13 protein-coding genes are annotated in these 18729 nt (G+C 65.7%); 9 read left to right on the top strand and 4 right to left on the bottom strand.

All coding sequences use genetic code 11. The features are described 5' to 3' along the window. Window positions 1–40 precede the first annotated feature (40 nt). Together mfd and D2V17_RS08345 are read right to left on the bottom strand one after the other, a co-directional pair. Window positions 41–3520, bottom strand: a complete 3480-nt coding sequence (mfd, locus tag D2V17_RS08340; protein WP_119592612.1) for a transcription-repair coupling factor — start codon at window positions 3518–3520, stop codon at window positions 41–43. 37 nt (window positions 3521–3557) lie between these two features. Then, the gene (locus D2V17_RS08345; RefSeq protein ID WP_119592613.1) at window positions 3558–3827 is read right to left on the bottom strand and encodes an FAD assembly factor SdhE; all 270 of its coding nucleotides are present in this window, start codon (window positions 3825–3827) and stop codon (window positions 3558–3560) included. Between the two features lie 157 nt (window positions 3828–3984). Here D2V17_RS08345 and recG point away from each other — a divergent pair, with 157 nt between their 5' ends. From recG to D2V17_RS08380, 7 genes are all read left to right on the top strand, one after another. After that, complete coding sequence (gene recG, locus D2V17_RS08350; RefSeq protein WP_119592614.1) at window positions 3985–6054, top strand: ATP-dependent DNA helicase RecG; 2070 nt, start codon at window positions 3985–3987, stop codon at window positions 6052–6054. Window positions 6055–6217: 163 nt separating this feature from the next. Further along, window positions 6218–8680: a TonB-dependent receptor gene (locus D2V17_RS08355; protein WP_119592615.1), complete on the top strand. Its 2463-nt coding sequence runs from the start codon at window positions 6218–6220 to the stop codon at window positions 8678–8680. 172 nt (window positions 8681–8852) lie between these two features. Further along, window positions 8853–10205 (top strand): aldehyde dehydrogenase family protein, encoded by a 1353-nt coding sequence (locus D2V17_RS08360; RefSeq protein WP_119592616.1) that lies wholly within the window; start codon window positions 8853–8855, stop codon window positions 10203–10205. A 101-nt stretch (window positions 10206–10306) separates the two neighbouring features. Continuing rightward, window positions 10307–11548, top strand: coding sequence for a lipoprotein-releasing ABC transporter permease subunit (locus tag D2V17_RS08365; protein ID WP_119592617.1), 1242 nt, complete (start codon window positions 10307–10309; stop codon window positions 11546–11548). Beyond that, a complete protein-coding gene (locus tag D2V17_RS08370) occupies window positions 11541–12215 on the top strand; it encodes an ABC transporter ATP-binding protein (protein ID WP_119592618.1) in 675 nt (224 codons plus the stop codon). Before D2V17_RS08365 ends, D2V17_RS08370 begins: the two co-directional genes overlap by 8 nt. Before the next feature lie 66 nt (window positions 12216–12281). Continuing rightward, on the top strand, window positions 12282–12560 hold the full coding sequence (locus D2V17_RS08375; RefSeq protein ID WP_119592619.1) for a hypothetical protein: 279 nt from the start codon (window positions 12282–12284) through the stop codon (window positions 12558–12560). A gap of 74 nt (window positions 12561–12634) precedes the next feature. Further along, complete coding sequence (locus D2V17_RS08380) at window positions 12635–12967, top strand: hypothetical protein (protein ID WP_119592625.1); 333 nt, start codon at window positions 12635–12637, stop codon at window positions 12965–12967. A 120-nt stretch (window positions 12968–13087) separates the two neighbouring features. Here the strand turns inward: D2V17_RS08380 and D2V17_RS08385 are convergent, their stop codons facing one another. After that, window positions 13088–13777, bottom strand: coding sequence for a Yip1 family protein (locus D2V17_RS08385; RefSeq protein WP_191229128.1), 690 nt, complete (start codon window positions 13775–13777; stop codon window positions 13088–13090). 200 nt (window positions 13778–13977) lie between these two features. Here D2V17_RS08385 and dnaE point away from each other — a divergent pair, with 200 nt between their 5' ends. Beyond that, window positions 13978–17544, top strand: a complete 3567-nt coding sequence (gene dnaE, locus D2V17_RS08390) for a DNA polymerase III subunit alpha (protein WP_119592621.1) — start codon at window positions 13978–13980, stop codon at window positions 17542–17544. A 1-nt stretch (window position 17545) separates the two neighbouring features. On the opposite strand, the gene D2V17_RS08395 is transcribed toward dnaE, so the two are convergent. Then, window positions 17546–18142, bottom strand: a complete 597-nt coding sequence (locus D2V17_RS08395) for a LysE family translocator (protein ID WP_119592622.1) — start codon at window positions 18140–18142, stop codon at window positions 17546–17548. Between the two features lie 73 nt (window positions 18143–18215). Between D2V17_RS08395 and D2V17_RS08400 the strand changes: the two genes are divergently transcribed. Next, window positions 18216–18668, top strand: coding sequence for an Lrp/AsnC family transcriptional regulator (locus tag D2V17_RS08400; RefSeq protein WP_119592623.1), 453 nt, complete (start codon window positions 18216–18218; stop codon window positions 18666–18668). The last annotated feature ends 61 nt before the right edge of the window (window positions 18669–18729 follow it).

The raw sequence follows: 18729 nt of genomic DNA on the forward strand, positions 1-18729 counted from the left end.
AGGGGAAGGGCTTTGCGAGTCGGTGCTTTGTCCTCGCGCGCTAGGCCTTCTTCGCCGCCTTGCGGGCGATCCCGCTCAGGCCCTTGGTCAGCTGGAACAGCCCGTTGAGCCTGCTCTCCGGGTTGCCCCAGGCGCGCTCGATCACGAGCTTCATGTCGGGCCGCAGGCGCGCCGTGCCTTGCAGGCGCTCGACATAGGCGAGCAGGCCCGCGGGATCGGGGAAATCGTCCTTGTGGAAGGTGACCAGCGTGCCGCGCGCGCCGACGTCGATCTTGGCGATGTTGGCGGTGATCGCCTGCTGCTTCACCTCGATCAGGCGAATGAGGTTCTTGGTGGCTGCGGGCAGGTCGCCGAAACGGTCGATCATCTCGGCGGCCATGGCGTCGAGGTCGCCCTTGTTCTCGGCCTGGTTGAGGCGGCGATAGAGCGCCATGCGCACCGCCAGATCGGGCACGTAATCCTCGGGGATCATGATCGGCGCATCGACCGTGATCTGCGGTGACAGGCCGGTGCTGTCGCGCTCCAGTCCGACATCGCCCGCCTTGGCGGCCATAATCGCGTCTTCGAGCATCGACTGGTAGAGTTCGAACCCGACCTCGCGGATATGGCCCGATTGCTCGTCACCGAGCAGGTTGCCCGCGCCGCGGATATCGAGATCGTGGCTCGCCAGCTGGAACCCGGCACCCAGCGAATCGAGGTCGCCCAGCACCTTCAGCCGCTTCTCCGCGACTTCGGACAGCGCGGTGTTCTCGGGTGTGGTGAGATAGGCGTAGGCGCGGATCTTCGAGCGGCCCACGCGCCCGCGCAGCTGGTACAGCTGGGCGAGGCCAAAGCGGTCGGCGCGGTGGATGATGATGGTGTTCGCGCTAGGCAGGTCGAGCCCGCTTTCCACGATCGTGGTCGAGAGCAGCACATCGTACTTCTTCTCGTAGAACGCGCTCATGCGTTCCTCGATCTCGCTCGGCGCCATCTGGCCGTGCGCGGTGACGTATTTCACTTCCGGCACCGTCTTGTGCAGCCAGTCCTCGATCTCGGCCATGTCGGAGATGCGGGGCACGACGATAAAGCTCTGACCGCCGCGATGGTGTTCGCGCAGCAAGGCCTCGCGCACGACCATCTCGTCCCACTCCATCACATAGGTGCGCACGGCGAGGCGGTCGACCGGCGGGGTCTGGATGGTGGAGAGTTCGCGCAAGCCGCTCATCGCCATCTGCAAGGTGCGCGGGATCGGCGTGGCGGTCAGCGTCAGCACATGGACGTCGGCGCGCAGCTGCTTGAGCTTTTCCTTGTGGTTGACCCCGAAGCGCTGCTCCTCGTCGACCAGCACCAGGCCGAGGTTCTTGAACTTCGTGTTCTTGGAGAGGATCGCGTGGGTGCCGATCACCACGTCCATCGTGCCCGCCGCCAGCGCATCGCGCGTGTCCTTGGCCTCCTTCGCCCCGACCAGACGCGAGAGGCGACCGATGCGCAGCGGGAACCCGGCAAAGCGCTCGCAGAAGTTCTGGTAGTGCTGGCGCGCGAGCAGGGTGGTGGGGGCCACCATCACCACCTGCTGGCCCGCCATGGCCGCCACAAAAGCGGCGCGCAGCGCGACCTCGGTCTTGCCGAAACCGACATCGCCGCAGACCAGCCGGTCCATCGGCTTGCCGCTTTCGAGGTCGCCCAGCACATCGGCGATGGCCTGATCCTGATCCTCGGTCTCTTCCCAGGGGAAGCGGTCGAGGAACTGGTTGTAGCTCGCCTCGTCGACCGGCAGCACCGGGGCCTTGCGCAAGGCGCGCTGGGCGGCGACCAGCATCAGCTCGCCCGCGATGGCGCGGATGCGCTCCTTCAGGCGGGCGCGGCGCTTCTGCCAGGCCTCGCCGCCGAGCCTGTCGAGCGGCGCGCCTTCCTCGCTGCTGCCATAGCGCGAAAGCACGTCGATGTTCTCTACCGGGATGTAGAGCTTGTCGCCGCCGGCATATTCCAGCATCACGCAATCGTGCTGGCTCTTGCCCACGGCGATGGGTTCGAGGCCGAGGTACTTGCCGATCCCGTGGTCGACATGGACCACCAGATCGCCCCGCCGCAGCGCCTGCAATTCGGCGAGGAAGGCGTCGGCGTCCTTCTTTTTCTTGCGGCGGCGCACGAGCCGGTCGCCGAGCAGGTCCTGCTCGGTGATCAGCTCGATGTCGTCATTGGCAAAGCCGGTGTCGAGCGGCAGGACCATCGCCGCGAGCCGCCCCTTGGCGGATTGACCCAGCGCCTCCTGCCAGCTCGCGGCGAGCGTGGCGGGGGCTCCGGCCTCCTCAAGGATCGAGACGATCCGCGCGCGCGAGCCTTGCGAATAGGCGGCCAGCAGCGGGCGCTTGCCCTGCTTGCCGACGGCGGTGAGATGCTTGGCCGCCGCCTCGTAAACGTTCTCGCCGCGCGAGCGTTCGGGCGTGAAGTCGCGCGCCGAGCGGAAGCCGAAGTCGAGCGACTTTGCGTCCTCGGGGCGGGCGAACTGGTCGGCCACATGGGCGGGCCACCTGGCGAACAGGCCGGACGCTTCGTCGGGCGCCAGATAGAGGTCGGCGGTGGCGAGCGGGCGGTAGCTGCCCTTGGCCTGGCCTGCCACTTCGCCGCGCTGGCGGTGATAGTCGGCAATGTCCTTGAGCCGCTCTTCCATCGCGGACACCGCGCCTGCCTCCATCACCAGCACGTCGGCGGGGGCGAGGTGGTCGAACAGCGTGGCGAGCCGGTCTTCGAACAGCGGCAGCCAATGCTCCATCCCGGCGAGCCTGCGGCCCTCGCTGACCGCCTCGTAGAGCGGGTCTTGGGTGGCGGCGGCGCCGAAGCGTTCGCGGTAGCGGCTGCGGAAGCGCTTGATCGTATCGTCGTCGAGCAGCGCCTCGCTGGCGGGGAGCAGGAGGTGGCTGTCCACCACCTCGGTGGTGCGCTGGGTGCTCGGATCGAACAGGCGCAGGCTTTCCAGCTCGTCGCCGAAGAAGTCGAGCCTGAGGCCCGCTTCGAGCCCGCTCGGGTAGATATCGAAGATCGACCCGCGCACCGCGAACTCGCCGGTATCCACCACCGTATCGGTGCGCGAATAGCCTTGCCGTTGGAGCAGCGCGGCGAGGCTCTCGTGGCCGATGCTCACGCCCGGTTTCAGCTCGCGCACCGCCTCGCGGATGCGGAACGGGGTGAGCACGCGCTGCAGCACGGCGTTGATCGTGGTGACCAGCAATTGCGTGCCCGGCTTGCCCTGTTGCAGCCGGTACAGCGCCGACAACCGCCGCGCGCTGACCGAGAGGGCGGGGCTGGCGCGGTCATAAGGAAGGCAGTCCCACGCGGGGAACTCGATCACCTCCAGCTCGGGCGCGAAATATTGCGCGGCATCGGCCACGGCGCGCATCGCCGCATCGTCGGGCGCGACGAACACCGCGCGGCCTTTGGAGGCGCGCGTGAGGTCCGCAAGCACCAGCGGCTGCGCCCCGCGCACCAGCGAGGACAGCGTGAGCGGTGTGTCCGCCGAGAGGATGCGGGAGATGTCGGGCATGAGGCGTTACGCGATCGGCTGCGGCGGAGAAGGGCGCTCAGATGCGCACGTAATCCAGTTTGCGCAAGGCCTCCAGTTGGGGGCCGTGAAACTCGGCCGGAGCCTCGGCGGTGCCCAGCGCCCAGGCGAGGATGTCGACGTCTTCCGCATCGAGCAGCTTTTCGAACCATATGAGCTGCGCTTCGTCCCAGCCTTCGTGGAAGGTGTCGAAGAAGCAACCGATGGTGTAGTCGGCCTCGCGGGTGCCCCGGTGCCAGGCGCGGAACTTCGCGCGGGCGAGGCGGGTGGAATGGTCCGGATTGCTCATAGCCGCCTCCTAACGGGAAAATCCTCCCCTGCAAGGGGAGGGGGACCGCCCGCAGGGTGGTGGAGGGGCAGGTTCGGTCTGGTCCTCGCCTGCCCCTCCACCATGCTGTGCATGGTCCCCCTCCCCGTTTCGGGGAGGATCGGCTAGAGGCTCATCCATGCGCCCTGAAGAGCTGAACCCCCTGTTTGCCGAGATCGACAGCCTCGATGGCATCGGCCCCAAGCTGAAGAAACCGCTCGAACGGCTCGGGCTGGAGCGGGTGCGTGACGTGCTCTATCATCTTCCCGAGCGGTTCGTGGCGCGGCGCAGCGTGGCCGATCTGGATGAGGCGCTGGTGGGCGAACAGATCGTCGTCGCGCTTACCCCCACCGAGCACCGCGCACCGCGCAATCCGGGGCGCGGGCCGTACCGGGTGCTGGCCGCCGACGCCAAGGGCAATATCTGCGCGCTGACCTACTTCGGGCGCGCCAGCTACAATGCGAAAAAGCAGCTCCCGGTGGGCGAGAAGCGCTGGGTCGCCGGGCGGCTCGATCAATACGGCGACATGCTCCAGATCGTGCACCCCGACCATGTTGCCGAAGACAGCGCCGGGGCGATGGGCCGCCTGATCGAGCCGATCTACCGCCTTGCCGAGGGGCTGACCCAGCCGCGCGTGGGCGCGATGGTCGAGCAGGCGCTGGCGCGGATGCCCGAGCTTGCCGAATGGATCGAGCCGGGCCTGCTGTCCCGCCAGGGCTGGCCCGCGTGGGCCGAGGCGTTGAAACTTGCGCATGCGGGCGAGGCGGCCAAGGCGCGCGACCGGCTCGCCTATGACGAGCTGTTCGCCAATGCGCTCGCGCTGATGCTGGTGCGGCAGAGCAACAAGGCGCGCAAGGGCCAGAGCCTGCAAGGCGACGGAACCCTGCGCGACAAGCTCGCGCTGCCGTTCCCACTCACCGGCGCGCAGAAACGCTCGATTGCCGAGATCACCGGCGACATGGCGCAGGCGAGCCCGATGCTGCGGCTGCTGCAAGGCGATGTCGGCGCGGGCAAGACCGTGGTGGCGCTGGAGGCGATGCTGGCGGCGGTCGAGGCGGGGGCGCAAGCCGCGCTGCTCGCACCGACCGAGATCCTCGCGCGCCAGCACTTCGAAACGCTGCGCAAGATGGCCGCGCCCACCGGGGTCGCCATCGAACTGCTGACCGGCCGCGACAAGGGCAAGGCGCGCGAGGGCATCCTGATGGGGCTGGTCGACGGCTCGGTGCAGATCCTCGTCGGCACCCACGCCATTTTCCAGCCCACGGTCAGCTACCGCAATCTCGGGCTGGTGGTGATCGACGAGCAGCACCGCTTCGGCGTCTCGCAGCGGCTGATGCTGACGCAGAAGGGCCGCGTCACCCCGCATACCCTCGCCATGACCGCCACGCCGATCCCGCGCACCCTGGTGCTGGCGCAATATGGCGAGATGGACGTCAGCCGCCTCGACGAGATGCCGCCCGGACGCCAGCCGATCGACACCCGCGTGGTCGCGCTCGACCGGCTCAGCGATGTGGTCGAGGGTGTGGCGCGACATGTTGCATCCGGGCAACAGGCCTACTGGGTCTGCCCGATGGTGCGCGACAGCGACACCGCCAGTGACGACCTCGCCGCCGCCGAAGCGCGCTTCGCCTCGCTAAGGGAGCGGTTCGGTGAGGACGTGGTGCTGGTCCACGGCCAGCTCGCGCCCGAGCAGAAGGATGCCGCCATGGCGCGCTTCGCTGCTGGCGAGGCCAAGCTGCTGGTGGCGACCACCGTGATCGAGGTCGGGGTCGACGTGCCGAGTTCCACCCTCATGGTGATCGAACAGGCCGAGCGATTCGGCCTCGCCCAGTTGCACCAGTTGCGGGGACGGGTGGGGCGCGGGTCCGAAAGGTCGGTCTGCCTGCTCCTGCGCAGCGGCGAGCTGTCCGAAGTCGGCAAGCAGCGTCTCGCCCTGATGCGCGAGAGCCAGGACGGGTTCTACCTCGCCGAGCAGGATCTCGAACTGCGCGGCGGCGGCGAACTGCTCGGCACGCGGCAGAGCGGCGAGGAGGGGTTTTCCATCGCCAGCCTCGAACAGGTTCAAAAGTATGGTGAAATGGCCAACGACGATGCCCGCCTGCTGGTCGAACGCGATGGCGGCCTCGACGGGCCTCGGGGCAAAGCGGCCCGCACATTGCTGTATCTGCTGGAGCGCGACTGGGGCGTACAAATGCTACGCGGCGGGTAATTGGTAGCAGGCTAGATAATTGTTGTATTAAGGCAACATCGCGGCTTAATCCGTGCCACATCGCGACTGCGCATTGTATAATCTTTGCTTCATATCAAATGCGGCTTCTCTGAAATTTGCCAGCTGCCGCTGTGCAATCAGTGTTTCAGGAAGAGGAAGTTTGATGACACCCAGGAATTTCGCCCGCGCGGCCGGTCTCGGCACCGTATCGCTTGTCGCTCTTGCTGTCGCCGCTCCGGCGCTGGCACAGGATGCGGCCAAGGCCAACGATGACATGATCATCGTTACCGCCAACAAGCGCGCGCAGGACATGCAGGACGTCTCGGTGGCCGTGTCGGCCGTCGGCGGTGAACTGCTCGCCGATCGCGGCATCTCCAACCTGTCCGATATCCAGGCCGCCGTGCCGTCGGTCACCTTCGGCAACGACTTCAACCAGGCCAAGGTGTTCATCCGCGGCGTGGGCGCCAACACCTCGACCACCGGGTCGAGCACCGGTGTCGCCATGCACGTCGATGGCGCCTATGTCGCCCGCGCCGAAGCGCAGCTGACCTCGATGTTCGATCTTGAGCGCGTCGAAGTGCTGCGCGGCCCGCAGGGCAGCCTCTATGGCCGCAACGCGGTTGGCGGCTCGATCAACCTCATCACCAAGAAGCCGACCGACTACCTGACGGTCGATGCCCAGTTCACGCTCGGCAACTATGAGACGAAGTCGGCGGAAGTCGGCATCGGCGGCCCGATCACCGATGGCATCATGTTCCGTCTGGCCGGCCGCGTCGATGAGCGTGCCGGTTACGGCGTCGATCCGGTCCATGGCTGGGACGTCGACGACAGCTCGCGCAAGATGGTTCGCGGACAGCTGCTGTTCGACTTCGATCAGGGCTGGGACCTGCTGCTCAGCGCCGAGTATTTCGCTCAGGACGACAACTCGGGCGCGGTGCACTATTTCGCGCCTGCCTTCCCCGGTGTGGCGCGTCTTGCCCCGATCGGCACCGGCGGCTTTGCGGCCAACCCGCGCGATCTTTCGAGCGACGAGCCGCCCTCGGTCAATACCGAAACCTATTCGCTCAGCGCCAACCTCGGCATCGATCTGAGCGACAGCCTGCGGCTGACCAACCTTGCCAACTATCGCAAGTTCGACAGCCAGCTGATCCAGGATCTGGATACCTCGGCCGTGGTGAACCAGCTCCCGAACGCCACCACCATGCAGGTCCGCACGATCGATGCCGAGCAGTTCTCGAACGAACTGCAGCTGGCGATCGATACCGACTTCGTCACCGGTGTGGCCGGGCTCTACTACTTCAACGAGCGCCAGAAGCCGCGTGACACTGTCGGCTTCTCGAGCACGACCGGCATGCCCGGCAACATCAACACGCTGGCCACGCGCCCGGTCGGGTTGGACGGGGCTCCGCCCAGCGCCGCCCTGATCGGCTCGGTCTCGCTGGCCGATGCGCTCTATATGTGCGGCTTCCGGCCCGGTGCCTCGCCCAACCGCGTGTGCCTGCGCTCGAACCTCGGCACCGAAGCCTATGCGGCCTTCGGTCAGCTGAACTTCGACATGGGCAAGTTCGGCCTCGATGGCGTGTCGATCAAGCTCGGTGGTCGCTGGAGCCATGAAGAGGTCGACAGCCGCAACCCGTCGATCATCCTCACCGCCAATGCCAACCCGGCTGCGGCGGCGGTCATCGTCACCACCAACGAGGGCACTTTCCGCGAGCGGACCTTCGAGGACTTTACCCCCGAAGCCGGCATCAGCTGGGCGCCGAACACGGACATGCTGTTCTATTACACCTATTCGGAAGGCTTCAAGGCCGGCTCGGGTGAGAACGCCGCCGGTTCGACCACCATTGTCGACCCCGAAAGCGTGGTGAACCACGAAATCGGCGCCAAGCTGCAGCTGTTCGACCGCATGCTGACGCTGAACCTTGCCGGTTACACCTACAATCTGAAGGGTCTGCAGATCAACAAGACCGTGGGTGGCGGCCCCGCCGGCTTCAAGACGATCTTCGAGAACGCTGCCGAAACCAGCGCGACCGGGTTCGAAGCCGATTTCTCGTTCCGTCCGGTGGATATCTTCCGCCTGTCGGGCGGTCTGAGCTACACCGACAGCAAGTACGACGATTTCGTCACGCAAGACCCGCTCGATCCGCGCAACGTGGAGCAGCCGGGTCAGGCAAACTACGATCCGGTGACGAATCCCGACCCGACCGCTTTCGGCGCCCCGTGTTCGCCGGACGCGCTCAACGCGAACGGCCCCTGCAACATCCAGCTGGCCGGCAACCCGACGCGCAATACGCCCGAATGGTCGTATAACCTGCGCGCCGAGCTTGATGCCTCGCAGGATCTGATGGGCGGTACGCTCACCATCGCTGGTGACATGTATGGCCGTTCGGACGTGTTCTTCACCGAGTTCCACCGTCTGGTGGAAGGCTCGGAGGCCTACACGATGTTCGACGCCTCGCTGCGTTGGGAGGACAACAACGGCGGGCTCTACGCGCTGGCCTATGTCCGCAACATCGGCGACACGCTGCGCCGGTCGAGCACCTTCGCGCTGTCGACGGGCCGCGTGATCGGCGCGACTTACCTGCCGCCGCGCACCTATGGCCTGACGCTGGGCTATCGCTTCTAAGCGAGTTGCTGCCGGGGTGGGCGACCATCCCGGCGCACAGCAAAAAGGCGCTCCCTCACCAGGGGGCGCCTTTTTCGCGTCCGGGGCCAGCAGTCGGTGGCGACGTGGCTCTTGCCAGCATGGCGCTGCGGCCCCACATGGGCGGACAAAATCAACCGGAAGAGAGAGCCCGATGACCACCCAGCCAACCGCCGCCGATCTTGCCGCCGATATCCAGCGCGTGTTCGCCGCGCAGCAGGAGCACCAGTGGGAGGTCAAGGCGTCAAGCGCCGAGACACGCAAGGCCAAGCTGGCGAAGCTGAAAGAGGTGATCGGCGCGCGGGCGGAGGAGATCATCGCCGCCGTGCGCGAGGACACCCGCAAGCCCGAAGGCGAAATCCGGGTGACCGAGGTGCTCAACATCCTCGGCAATATCCAGCGCAACATCGACAGCCTCGACGACTGGATGAAACCGACCGAGGTCGGCTCCTCCTCCAACCCCGACGACAAGGCCGAGATTATCTATGAGGCGCGCGGGGTGTGCCTGATCCTCGGCCCGTGGAATTTTCCGCTCGGCCTCACCTTCGGCCCGCTGGCAGCGGCGGTGGCAGCGGGCAACGTGTGTATGCTCAAGTTGACCGACCTCTGCCCGGCGACGGCAAGGATCGCCAAGTCCATTGTCGAAGAGGTGTTCGACGAGAACGAAGCCGCCGTGTTCGAAGGCGATGTGAGCGTGGCCGAGGCACTGCTCGATCTGCCGTTCAACCACATCTTCTTCACCGGCAGCACAAAGGTCGGCAGGATCGTGATGGCGGCAGCGGCCAAGAACCTTGCCAGCATTACGCTGGAGCTGGGCGGCAAGTCGCCGGTCATCATCGACGAGGGTGCCGATGTCGCCGCCATCGGCGCGGCGCTGGCCGGAGCCAAGCAGTTCAACGGCGGGCAGGCCTGCATCTGCCCCGACTACGTGTTCGTGAAGGAAGCGCAGAAGCAGGCGCTGGTCGAAGCCTTCGCCAGCAATGTGCAGAACAACCTCTACGAGGACGGCGAGATCAGGCACGAGGCCATCGCGCAGGTCGTCAACAAGGGCAACTTCGCGCGGGTGAAAGGCCTGTTCGACGATGCCCTGGCCAAGGGCGCCAAGGTCGCCGTGGGCGGCACGTTCGAGGAGGACACGCTGACCGTCCACCCGACCATGCTCACCGACGTGACCCCGCAGATGACGATCCTGCAGGAGGAAATCTTCGCCCCGCTGCTGCCGGTGATGACCTACGACACTCTCGATCAGGCGATCGGCTACATCGAGGCGCGCGACAAGCCGCTCGCGCTCTATGTGTTCAGCCCGAATGACGAAACGGTCGAGAAGGTGCTCCAGCGCACCAGCTCGGGCGGGGTGACGGTGAACGGGGTGTTCTCGCACTATCTGGAAAACAACCTGCCGTTCGGCGGGGTGAATGCCAGCGGCACGGGCTCGTATCACGGCTATTTCGGGTTCAAGGCCTTCAGCCACGAGCGCGCGGTCTATCGCCATATGCCCTCTGCCTGATCCGGCGCATAGTGGCCGCAAGGCCCGGCTTTTCCATTGCGGGGGCCGGGCTTGCGGCCTAGACGCTTGGTAACTCCTCAATCTAACAGAAACCTGGCCCCTTGATCCTAAGCCCTTTCGAATGGACCGTCGCCAAGCGCTACATGCTGCCCGGTCGCGGTGAAGCCGTGATTGCGCTGGTGGCGGGCATTTCCATCACCGTCGTGATGCTGTCGGTCGCCATGCTGGTGATCGTGATGAGCGTGATGAACGGTTTCCGCGCCGAGCTGCTCGACCGCATCACCGGGCTCAATGGCCATGCCGTGATCCAGGGCTATGGCGACAAGATCGACGACTGGCAGCAGGTGCTCGAAGTGGTGCGCGAGACCAAGGGCGTGACCAAGGCCTCGCCCATGATCGAGAAGCCGCTGCTGGCAAGCTACGAAGGGCGGGCCGACGCGGTGTTCGTGCGCGGGAACACGCCCGAAGACATCGCCGAGATGAAGGAAAATCTCGTCGCCGGTTCGCTCGACGACCTGAAGCCGGGCGAGCGCAACGTGGCCATCGGCTCGCGGCTGGCGTTTAACCTCGGGCTGCGGCTGGGCGATACGATCACGATCATCAATCCGCAGGGCCGCACCACGCCGTTCGGCACCTATCCTCGGCAGGTCGGCTATACCGTCACCGGCATCTTCGAGGTCGGGCTTTACGACTTCGACGAGCGCTTCATCATCATGCCGATCCCCAATGCGCAGACGCTGCTGTTGACGGGCGACACCATCGGCATGATCGAGGTGCAGGTCGACGATCCCGACAAGGTGGACCAGATCCTCGCTCTGGTGCAGCAGGCGATCTCGGGCCGCGCGGTGCTGACCGACTGGAAGAGCCTCAACGCCTCGCTGTTCGAGGCCTTGCAGGTCGAGCGGGTGGCCATGGCCTTCGCGCTGTCGATCATCGTGCTGGTGGCGGCGTTCAACATCCTGTCGTCGCTGGTGATGCTGGTGCGCTCGAAAACGCGCGACATTGCGATCATGCGGACGATGGGCGCGCGGCGCAACTCGCTGATGAAGATCTTTGTCACCACCGGCTCGGCCATCGGCGTGATCGGCACCATGGCGGGGCTGACGCTCGGCTTCGTGGTGCTCTATTTCCGCCAGTCGATCGTGAAGGTGATCGAGGTGGTGACGGGCCAGAACCTGTGGGACCCGCAAATCCGCTTCCTGTCCGAACTGCCATCGCGCACCGATCCGTTCGAGGTGATCGCGATTGCCGGCATGGCAATGGGCCTGTCGTTCCTCGCCACGCTTTACCCGGCCTATCGTGCGGCCAACACCGATCCGGTCGAGGTGCTGCGCTATGAGTAATCCGGTTGTTCGCCTCACGTCGCTGGCCCGCAATTTCGAGCAGGGCGGCGAGGTTATCGAGGTTCTGCGCGGGGTCGACCTGACGATCCAGCCTGGCGAGATCGTGGCGCTGCTTGGCCCCTCGGGTTCGGGCAAGTCGACCATGTTGCAGGCGGTCGGCCTGCTCGAAGGCGGTTTCTCGGGCCGGATCGAGCTGGCCGGGACCGATGCCAGCAAGGCCAATGCCGCGGAGCGCACCACGCTGCGGCGCGAAAACCTTGGCTTTGTGTACCAGTTCCACCACCTGCTGCCGGATTTCTCCGCCGAGGAGAACGTGATCCTGCCGCAATTGCTGCTCGGCGTGAGCCGCAGCGATGCCGAAGTCCGCGCCCGCGAATTGCTCGGGGCGCTCGGCCTCGCGCACCGTCTCACCCACCGTCCGAGCCAGCTTTCGGGTGGCGAACAGCAACGTGTGGCAGTGGCCCGCGCATTGGCGAACAAGCCGCGGCTGGTGCTGGCCGACGAGCCGACCGGCAACCTCGATGAGGTCACTGCGGACAAGGTCTTTGCCGAGTTCCTCGGGCTGGTGCGCGGGCAGGGCAGTTCTGCCTTGGTGGCCACCCACAACGAGCGGCTCGCGGCGCGGATGGACCGGGTGGTGCGCCTGTCCGAAGGGCGGCTGATTTAGCCATTTTGCGCGGAAACCCGCCGCCTGCTCATGCGTTCATGCAGCAAGACATAGGAGGGTTTGTGCATGGTCGATTTTCCCAGCAGCTATAAGGCCGAGGGCACCAACCGCGTTGGCATCCAGTGGGATGATCGCGCCTTTCTTCATGCGGTGGGCGACGGCGACGGTGTGCTCGATCGCGCCAAGTCGATCAGGAGCGGAACCTTCGCCGAACTGGTGGGGCAGATCGCATCGCTGCCCGAGGATGAGCGCCGCGGGTACTATATCCAGAAGGCCGGCGACCGCGAGTTCCATGCCGACGAGATCGCCGCGCTTGCCGCGCGGGAGGATTTTCCGCGCAAGTGATTGATCGCCTGCCGCGATCCTCTAGGTTAGCGGCAGGTGCCCAATAAAGCGCGCCAAAGGTAGCGGAGTTGCGCGTGCTGGCATCATTCAACGACTGGTTCCTCGGTCTTGGCGCGCAATACGGCGTCAATCCCTACATCTTCGGCGCGATCTATATCGGCGCGATCCCGTTCTTCCTCGCCTCGATTGGCTGGCTGGTGAAGCGCGCGCGGGCTGGGCGTTCCACCGTCGCGCCGACGATGCTGGCGGGGTTCTTCTTCGTCTCGGCCTATCTCTACCTCGCCGTGTTCGGGCAGGACATCCCGGTCTGGGTGTGGATGTTCCTCGCCGCGCTTATTGCCTACGGCGCATGGTCGACGATCCGCGACACCCGCCGCAAGATCGCCGCCAGGCCTGACGAGGACTAGATGTTGGCCTGATCCCCCTCACTTCCCTCCCCGTGGGGAGGGGCTGGGGGATGGGGGCTCGACAGTGGTTGGCGTGGAACCCCCAATCCCAACCCTTCCCCCACAGGGAAAGGGCTTTCTTTAGTCGTTCGGCTTCTCGACCTGGATGTTCACCTTCTCGCCATCCGGCCCGGTGATCGTCATGGTCGTGCCGTCCGCGCTCGTGTGCATCGAGCCAAGGCCGCCCATGTCCATCGACATCCGATCCTGTGCATCGGCAGCGGCAATCATCGATGGTGCGGTGATGGCAGTCGAGATCGCTCCGGCGATGAGCATGATGATGAAGGCCGCGATCACCGTCACCAGAGTGTAGACGGGCACCTTGTCCGTCGCCACGCCCATCACCGGGACAGCGCCCTTGTAAAACAGGTACAGGCTGTAGATCGCGAACAGCAGGCCGATGATCCCCAGCGCCGGGACCAGCCCGACGATGCCGCCGACCATGTTCGCGGTCATCGCATAGGCGACGAGGCGGAAGGCGGCGGGATAGTCGTCCTTGCCGCCGAACTTGGGACTGAGAAAATTGGCCACGAAAGCCACCAGCCACACGCCTGCCAGCGCCATCACATAGCCGGTGACCATGGTCGCGATGCCGGTCATCAGGCTGGGCCGGTAGGTGAACCCCAGCGCGCCGTAGCCGAACACCTGCCCGCCGATGAATGCGGCTACCGGCCCGATGGCGGCGAGCGGCACCACATAACGAAGGAAGACCTCCCTGGGCGAATCGCTCTCACCGGCGATGGTTTGCCATTCGGCCGCAGGGGCCGTCAAAATGGCCCTGGCGCGCGCTACAAGTGGCGAAGATCCTGACTGGACTGGTGTGTCATTCATGTATTCGTCCCCCAACGAAACCTGATGTTGGCCAAGTTGAACATGAATTTTTGGCTGTAGCAAGATTATTGGGCTTTTTCCCCAAGCCCGGGCGCTGAGCCCTTGATCGGCGCGGCCGCGCTCCGCACATTCACCGGCCCATGCCATATGCCCCCTTTGTCCCCTTGCGAGTCTTCTCCAGCTTCTCGATGCTGGAGGCCGCGATCGACCCCAAGCAGATCGCCAAACTGGCGAAAGAGCGCGGCTTTCCCGCCGTGGCCATCTGCGACCGCAACGGGCTTTACGGTTCCTCCGCCTTTGCGGGCGCCTGCAAGGGCGAGGGGGTGCAACCGCTGATCGGCACGCTGCTGGGCGTCGCGCGGGATGAGACCGGGGAAGTGGTCGATTATCTGCCGCTGTTCGCGCAGGGCGAGGAGGGGTGGAACAACCTGTGCCACCTCGTCAGCCGCGCGCACCTCGACCGTCCGCTGGAGCGAGACCCGCATGTGCAGATGACTGACCTCAAGGGCCACACCGGCGACCTCATTGCGCTGACCGGCGCGGGCGAGGGCGCGCTGGCGCGGCTGCTGGCCGACGGCAAGGCGGCGCGCGCGGGCGAGCTGCTCGACCGGCTTCAGGCGCTGTTCCCCGGCAAGCTCTACATCGAGTTGGCGCGGCGCGGCGATCCGGTGGAGGAGGCCGCCGAGGGCGCGCTGATCGACCTCGCCTATGCCCGCGACCTGCCGCTGGTGGCGACCAACCCCGCGCACTATGGCGAGCCGCATATGCACAAGGCGCACGACGCCATGCTGTGCATCGCCAACTCGTCGCAGCTCGACAGCGCCGACCGGCCCACCTCGAACGCCGAGACCTACATCAAGCCTGCCAGCATGATGGAGGAGCTGTTCGCCGATCTGCCCGAGGCTTTGGCCAACACGCTGGTGGTGGCGCAGCGCTGCGCCTTCGCGCCGCCCAAGCGCAAGCCGATCCTGCCCAGCCTCGCGGGCGATCAGGAGGGCGAGGCACGGATGCTGGAGGAGGACGCGCGCGACGGGCTCATCGCCCGCCTTAAACCGCTTTACCCTGAGGCCGCTCAGGCTGAGCTTGTCGAAGCCCTGTCTTTTTCTTCCGCCGAGGCGCTGGAGAAGGAAGAACAGTCCTTCGACAAGCTCAGGACGAGCGGGATCTGGGACGAGGTGCTGGAGTACAAGAAACGCCTCGATTTCGAGGTCGGGATCATCAAGCGGATGGGCTTTCCCGGCTACTTCCTGATCGTTGCCGACTTCATCAAGTGGGCCAAATCACAGGGCATTCCGGTGGGGCCGGGACGCGGCTCGGGTGCGGGCTCGCTGGTGGCCTGGGCGCTCACCATCACCGATCTCGATCCGATCCGGCTCGGGCTGCTGTTCGAACGTTTCCTCAACCCCGAACGCGTCTCCATGCCCGACTTCGACATCGACTTCTGCGAAACGCGGCGCGGCGAGGTGATCCGCTATGTGCAGGCCAAATATGGCCACGACCATGTCGCGCAGATCATCACCTTCGGCAAGATGAAGGCCCGCGCGGTGCTGCGCGATTGCGGGCGCATCCTGCAAATGCCCTATGGTCAGGTCGACCGGCTGACCAAGATGGTGCCCAACCACCCGACCGACCCCTGGACCCTGCCGCGCACCCTCAACGGCGCCGCGGACTTCAAGCGCGAATATTCGAACGACAACGAGGTCAAACGGCTCGTCGATCTGGCGATGCAGCTGGAGGGTTTCCCGCGCAACTCCTCCACCCACGCGGCGGGCGTGGTGATCGGCGACCGTCCGCTGAGCCAATTGGTCCCGCTTTACCGCGATCCGCGCTCGGACATGCCGGTGACGCAGTTCGACATGAAGCACGTGGAAGACAGCGGGCTGGTCAAGTTCGACTTCCTCGGCCTCAAGACGCTGTCGGTGCTGCGCAAGGCGGTCGACCTTCTCGCGCGGCGCGGGATCGCGGTGGAACTGGACAAGCTCGCCTGGGACGATCCGGCGGTGTTCGAACTGTTGAAGCGCGGCGATACGGTCGGCGTGTTCCAGCTCGAATCGGAAGGCATGCGCCGCACGCTGACTGCGGTAAAGCCCACAAAATTCGAGGATATTATCGCGCTGGTGTCGCTTTACCGCCCCGGCCCGATGGACAACATCCCGAGCTTCGGCAGGCGCAAGGCGGGCGAAGAGGAGATCATCTACCCGCACGAAAAGCTGAAGGGCATCTTGGAAGAGACCTACGGCATTTTCGTCTATCAGGAACAGGTGATGCAGGCCGCGCAGATCCTCGCGGGCTATTCGCTCGGCGACGCCGACCTGCTGCGCCGCGCCATGGGCAAGAAGATCCAGGCCGAGATGGACGCCCAGCGCCTGCGCTTCTGCGAGGGCTGCAAGGAGGTCTCGGGCATCGAGAAGGCCGAGGCCAACGCGCTGTTCGACTTGATCGACAAGTTCGCGGGCTATGGCTTCAACAAGTCGCACGCCGCCGCCTATGCGCTGCTCGCCTATCAGACCGCATGGCTGAAGGCGCATTACCCGGAGGAGTTCTACGCCGGGTCGATGTGCTTCGACATGCACCAGTCGGAAAAGCTGGCAGTCTTCGTCGACGACCTGCGGCGCAACGGGCTGAAGCTGCTCGGCCCCTGCATCAACCATTCGGAGGCCGAGTTCCACGTCGAGCAGACCGACGAGGGCTATGCCGTGCGCTTTGCCTTAGCGGGCCTCAGGAACGTGGGCGAAAAGGCGATGGAGCAGGTGGTGGCCGAGCGCGAGGCGCGCGGGGCCTTCACCAGCCTCACCGACGTGTTCGAGCGCATGCCCGCAGGCGCGATGAACCGCCGCCAGCTCGAAAGCCTTGCTGCCTCGGGGGCCTTCGATGTGCTCGAACCCAACCGCGCCAAGGTGCTCGCCAATGCCGACATGCTGATGGCGGTCGCCGATGCCGCGAGCCGCGAGCGTTCAAGCGGGCAGGCGGGCCTGTTCGGCGGCGATGACCATGCCGAGCCCGAGGTGCGTCTGGTGGAGGCAAAACCATGGCCGCGCGCCGAGCAGATGGCGGCCGAGCGCGAGAACTTCGGGTTCTACTTCGCCGCCCACCCGGTCGAGCAATTCCGCCACGCCGCCTCGGCGCAGGGGGCGCGGACCTATGCCTCGCTGATGACCGGCGGCGTGCGCGGCGGACGCGAGAACGCGGTGGTCGCGGCGATGGTCGAGGGCGCGAGCAAGGGCCGCACGAAGCGCGGTGCCGAATTCATCCGGGCGGACTTCTCCGACAGCACCGGCAACTTCTCCGCCGCCTGCTTCGAGGAGGGGCTGGTCGAAAGCTTCCAGCGCTGGGCCTCGGAGGGCACCTGCGTGCTGCTCAACGTCGAACTCGACAGCCCGAGCCCCGACGAACCGCCACGCGTCACCGTGCGTGGCGCGAAGCCGCTGGCCGAGGTGACCGGCTCGGCCAAGATGATCCTGCGCGCCGACGTCTACGACGAGGCGGGCCTTGCCACCTTGCGGGCGATGCTCGAACCGGGGCAGGTGGGGCACGGCGAGGTGCTGGTGCGCCTGCGCATCGGCGAGGAGCAGGAGCCAAGCGTGCTCCTGGGCCGCGACTTCGCGCTCGATGGCTCGCTGGTTGACAAGCTGGCCAATGTGGCGGGCCTTGGCGGGGTGAGCCTCGCGCCGATCCGGGGGATCGGGCACCTGCGACTGGTGGCTTAGCTCAGGCAGGCCAGATCAGCGCGGGCAGGGTCGAGCCGAGCAGCAGCGCGGCCATCACGAAGTTGAACGCGCGCAGGTGGCTCTCCTTGCGCAGCACTCGTTCGATCCCGCGCCCGGCTACCAGCCACGCGACGGCGCACGGAATGTTCACCACCAGAAACACGCCGGTGAGCACGGCAACGTCGGTGTACGAGCCACCGGGCGCAAACAGCGCACTGGCGGCGATAGCCACGACCCACGCCTTGGCGTTGATGAACTGCAGGCTCAACGCCTCGAAAAAGCCGACTGGTTTGCCCGGCGCAGCGCGCGCCGTTGACGGGCTGCTGCGGGCCAGCTTCCACGCCAGCCACAGCACCACGAGGGCACATCCTGCGCGGAATGCGACAGCAGCCTCTGGGTGAGCCAGCAGGATGGCGGCAGCGCCAAGACCTGACAGCGCGATGAGCATGGGAAAGCCCACGATAATGCCGAGCGCCAGCGGCAGTGACCGGCGCAGACCGAAGTTCGCACCCGATGTCATCAGCATGATATTGTTCGGGCCGGGCGTGATTGAGCCGACAAGCGCAAACAGGGCAAGGCTGGCGAAGCTTGAATCCATGCCGGCAATATTACGTTGCTTCGCACGCAATATCCTTGCGAGATTGGCGGACTGGCGGGTATCACTGCAATATATGCCGAAGAATGACGAGATTGACCGCAGGATACTGCGCGAGCTTCAGCGCCATGCCCGACTCACAAATGTCGAGCTGGCTGAGCGGGTGGGCCTGTCAGCATCGGCCTGCTTGCGCCGGGTGCAGGATCTGGAGCGTTCGGGTGTCATCTCGGGCTACCATGCGCGGGTCGATCCGCTGGCGGGCGGGGCCGGGTTCATTGCCTATGTCACCGTGGCCCTTTCATCGCATACCAAGGAAAACCTCGAAGCGTTCGAACGCACCGTGGCTGCCGCGCCGCAGGTGGTGGAGTGCCACAATATCACCGGTGCGACCTCCTATCTGCTGCGCGTCGAAGTCGCCGGATTGCAGCAGTACAAGAAGTTCCACACCGAGACGCTCGCCGCCGTGCCCGGAGTGGCGCAGATCACCACCCACGTATTGCTGGCGACGACCAAGCACCGGTTCGACTGAGCGCAGACAACAAAAAGGCCCGGCAGGATCGCTCCTGCCGGGCCTCAATGTGTCTGGCCCT

This window comes from Aurantiacibacter xanthus, from assembly GCF_003584015.1.
GTDB lineage: Bacteria > Pseudomonadota > Alphaproteobacteria > Sphingomonadales > Sphingomonadaceae > Alteraurantiacibacter > Alteraurantiacibacter xanthus.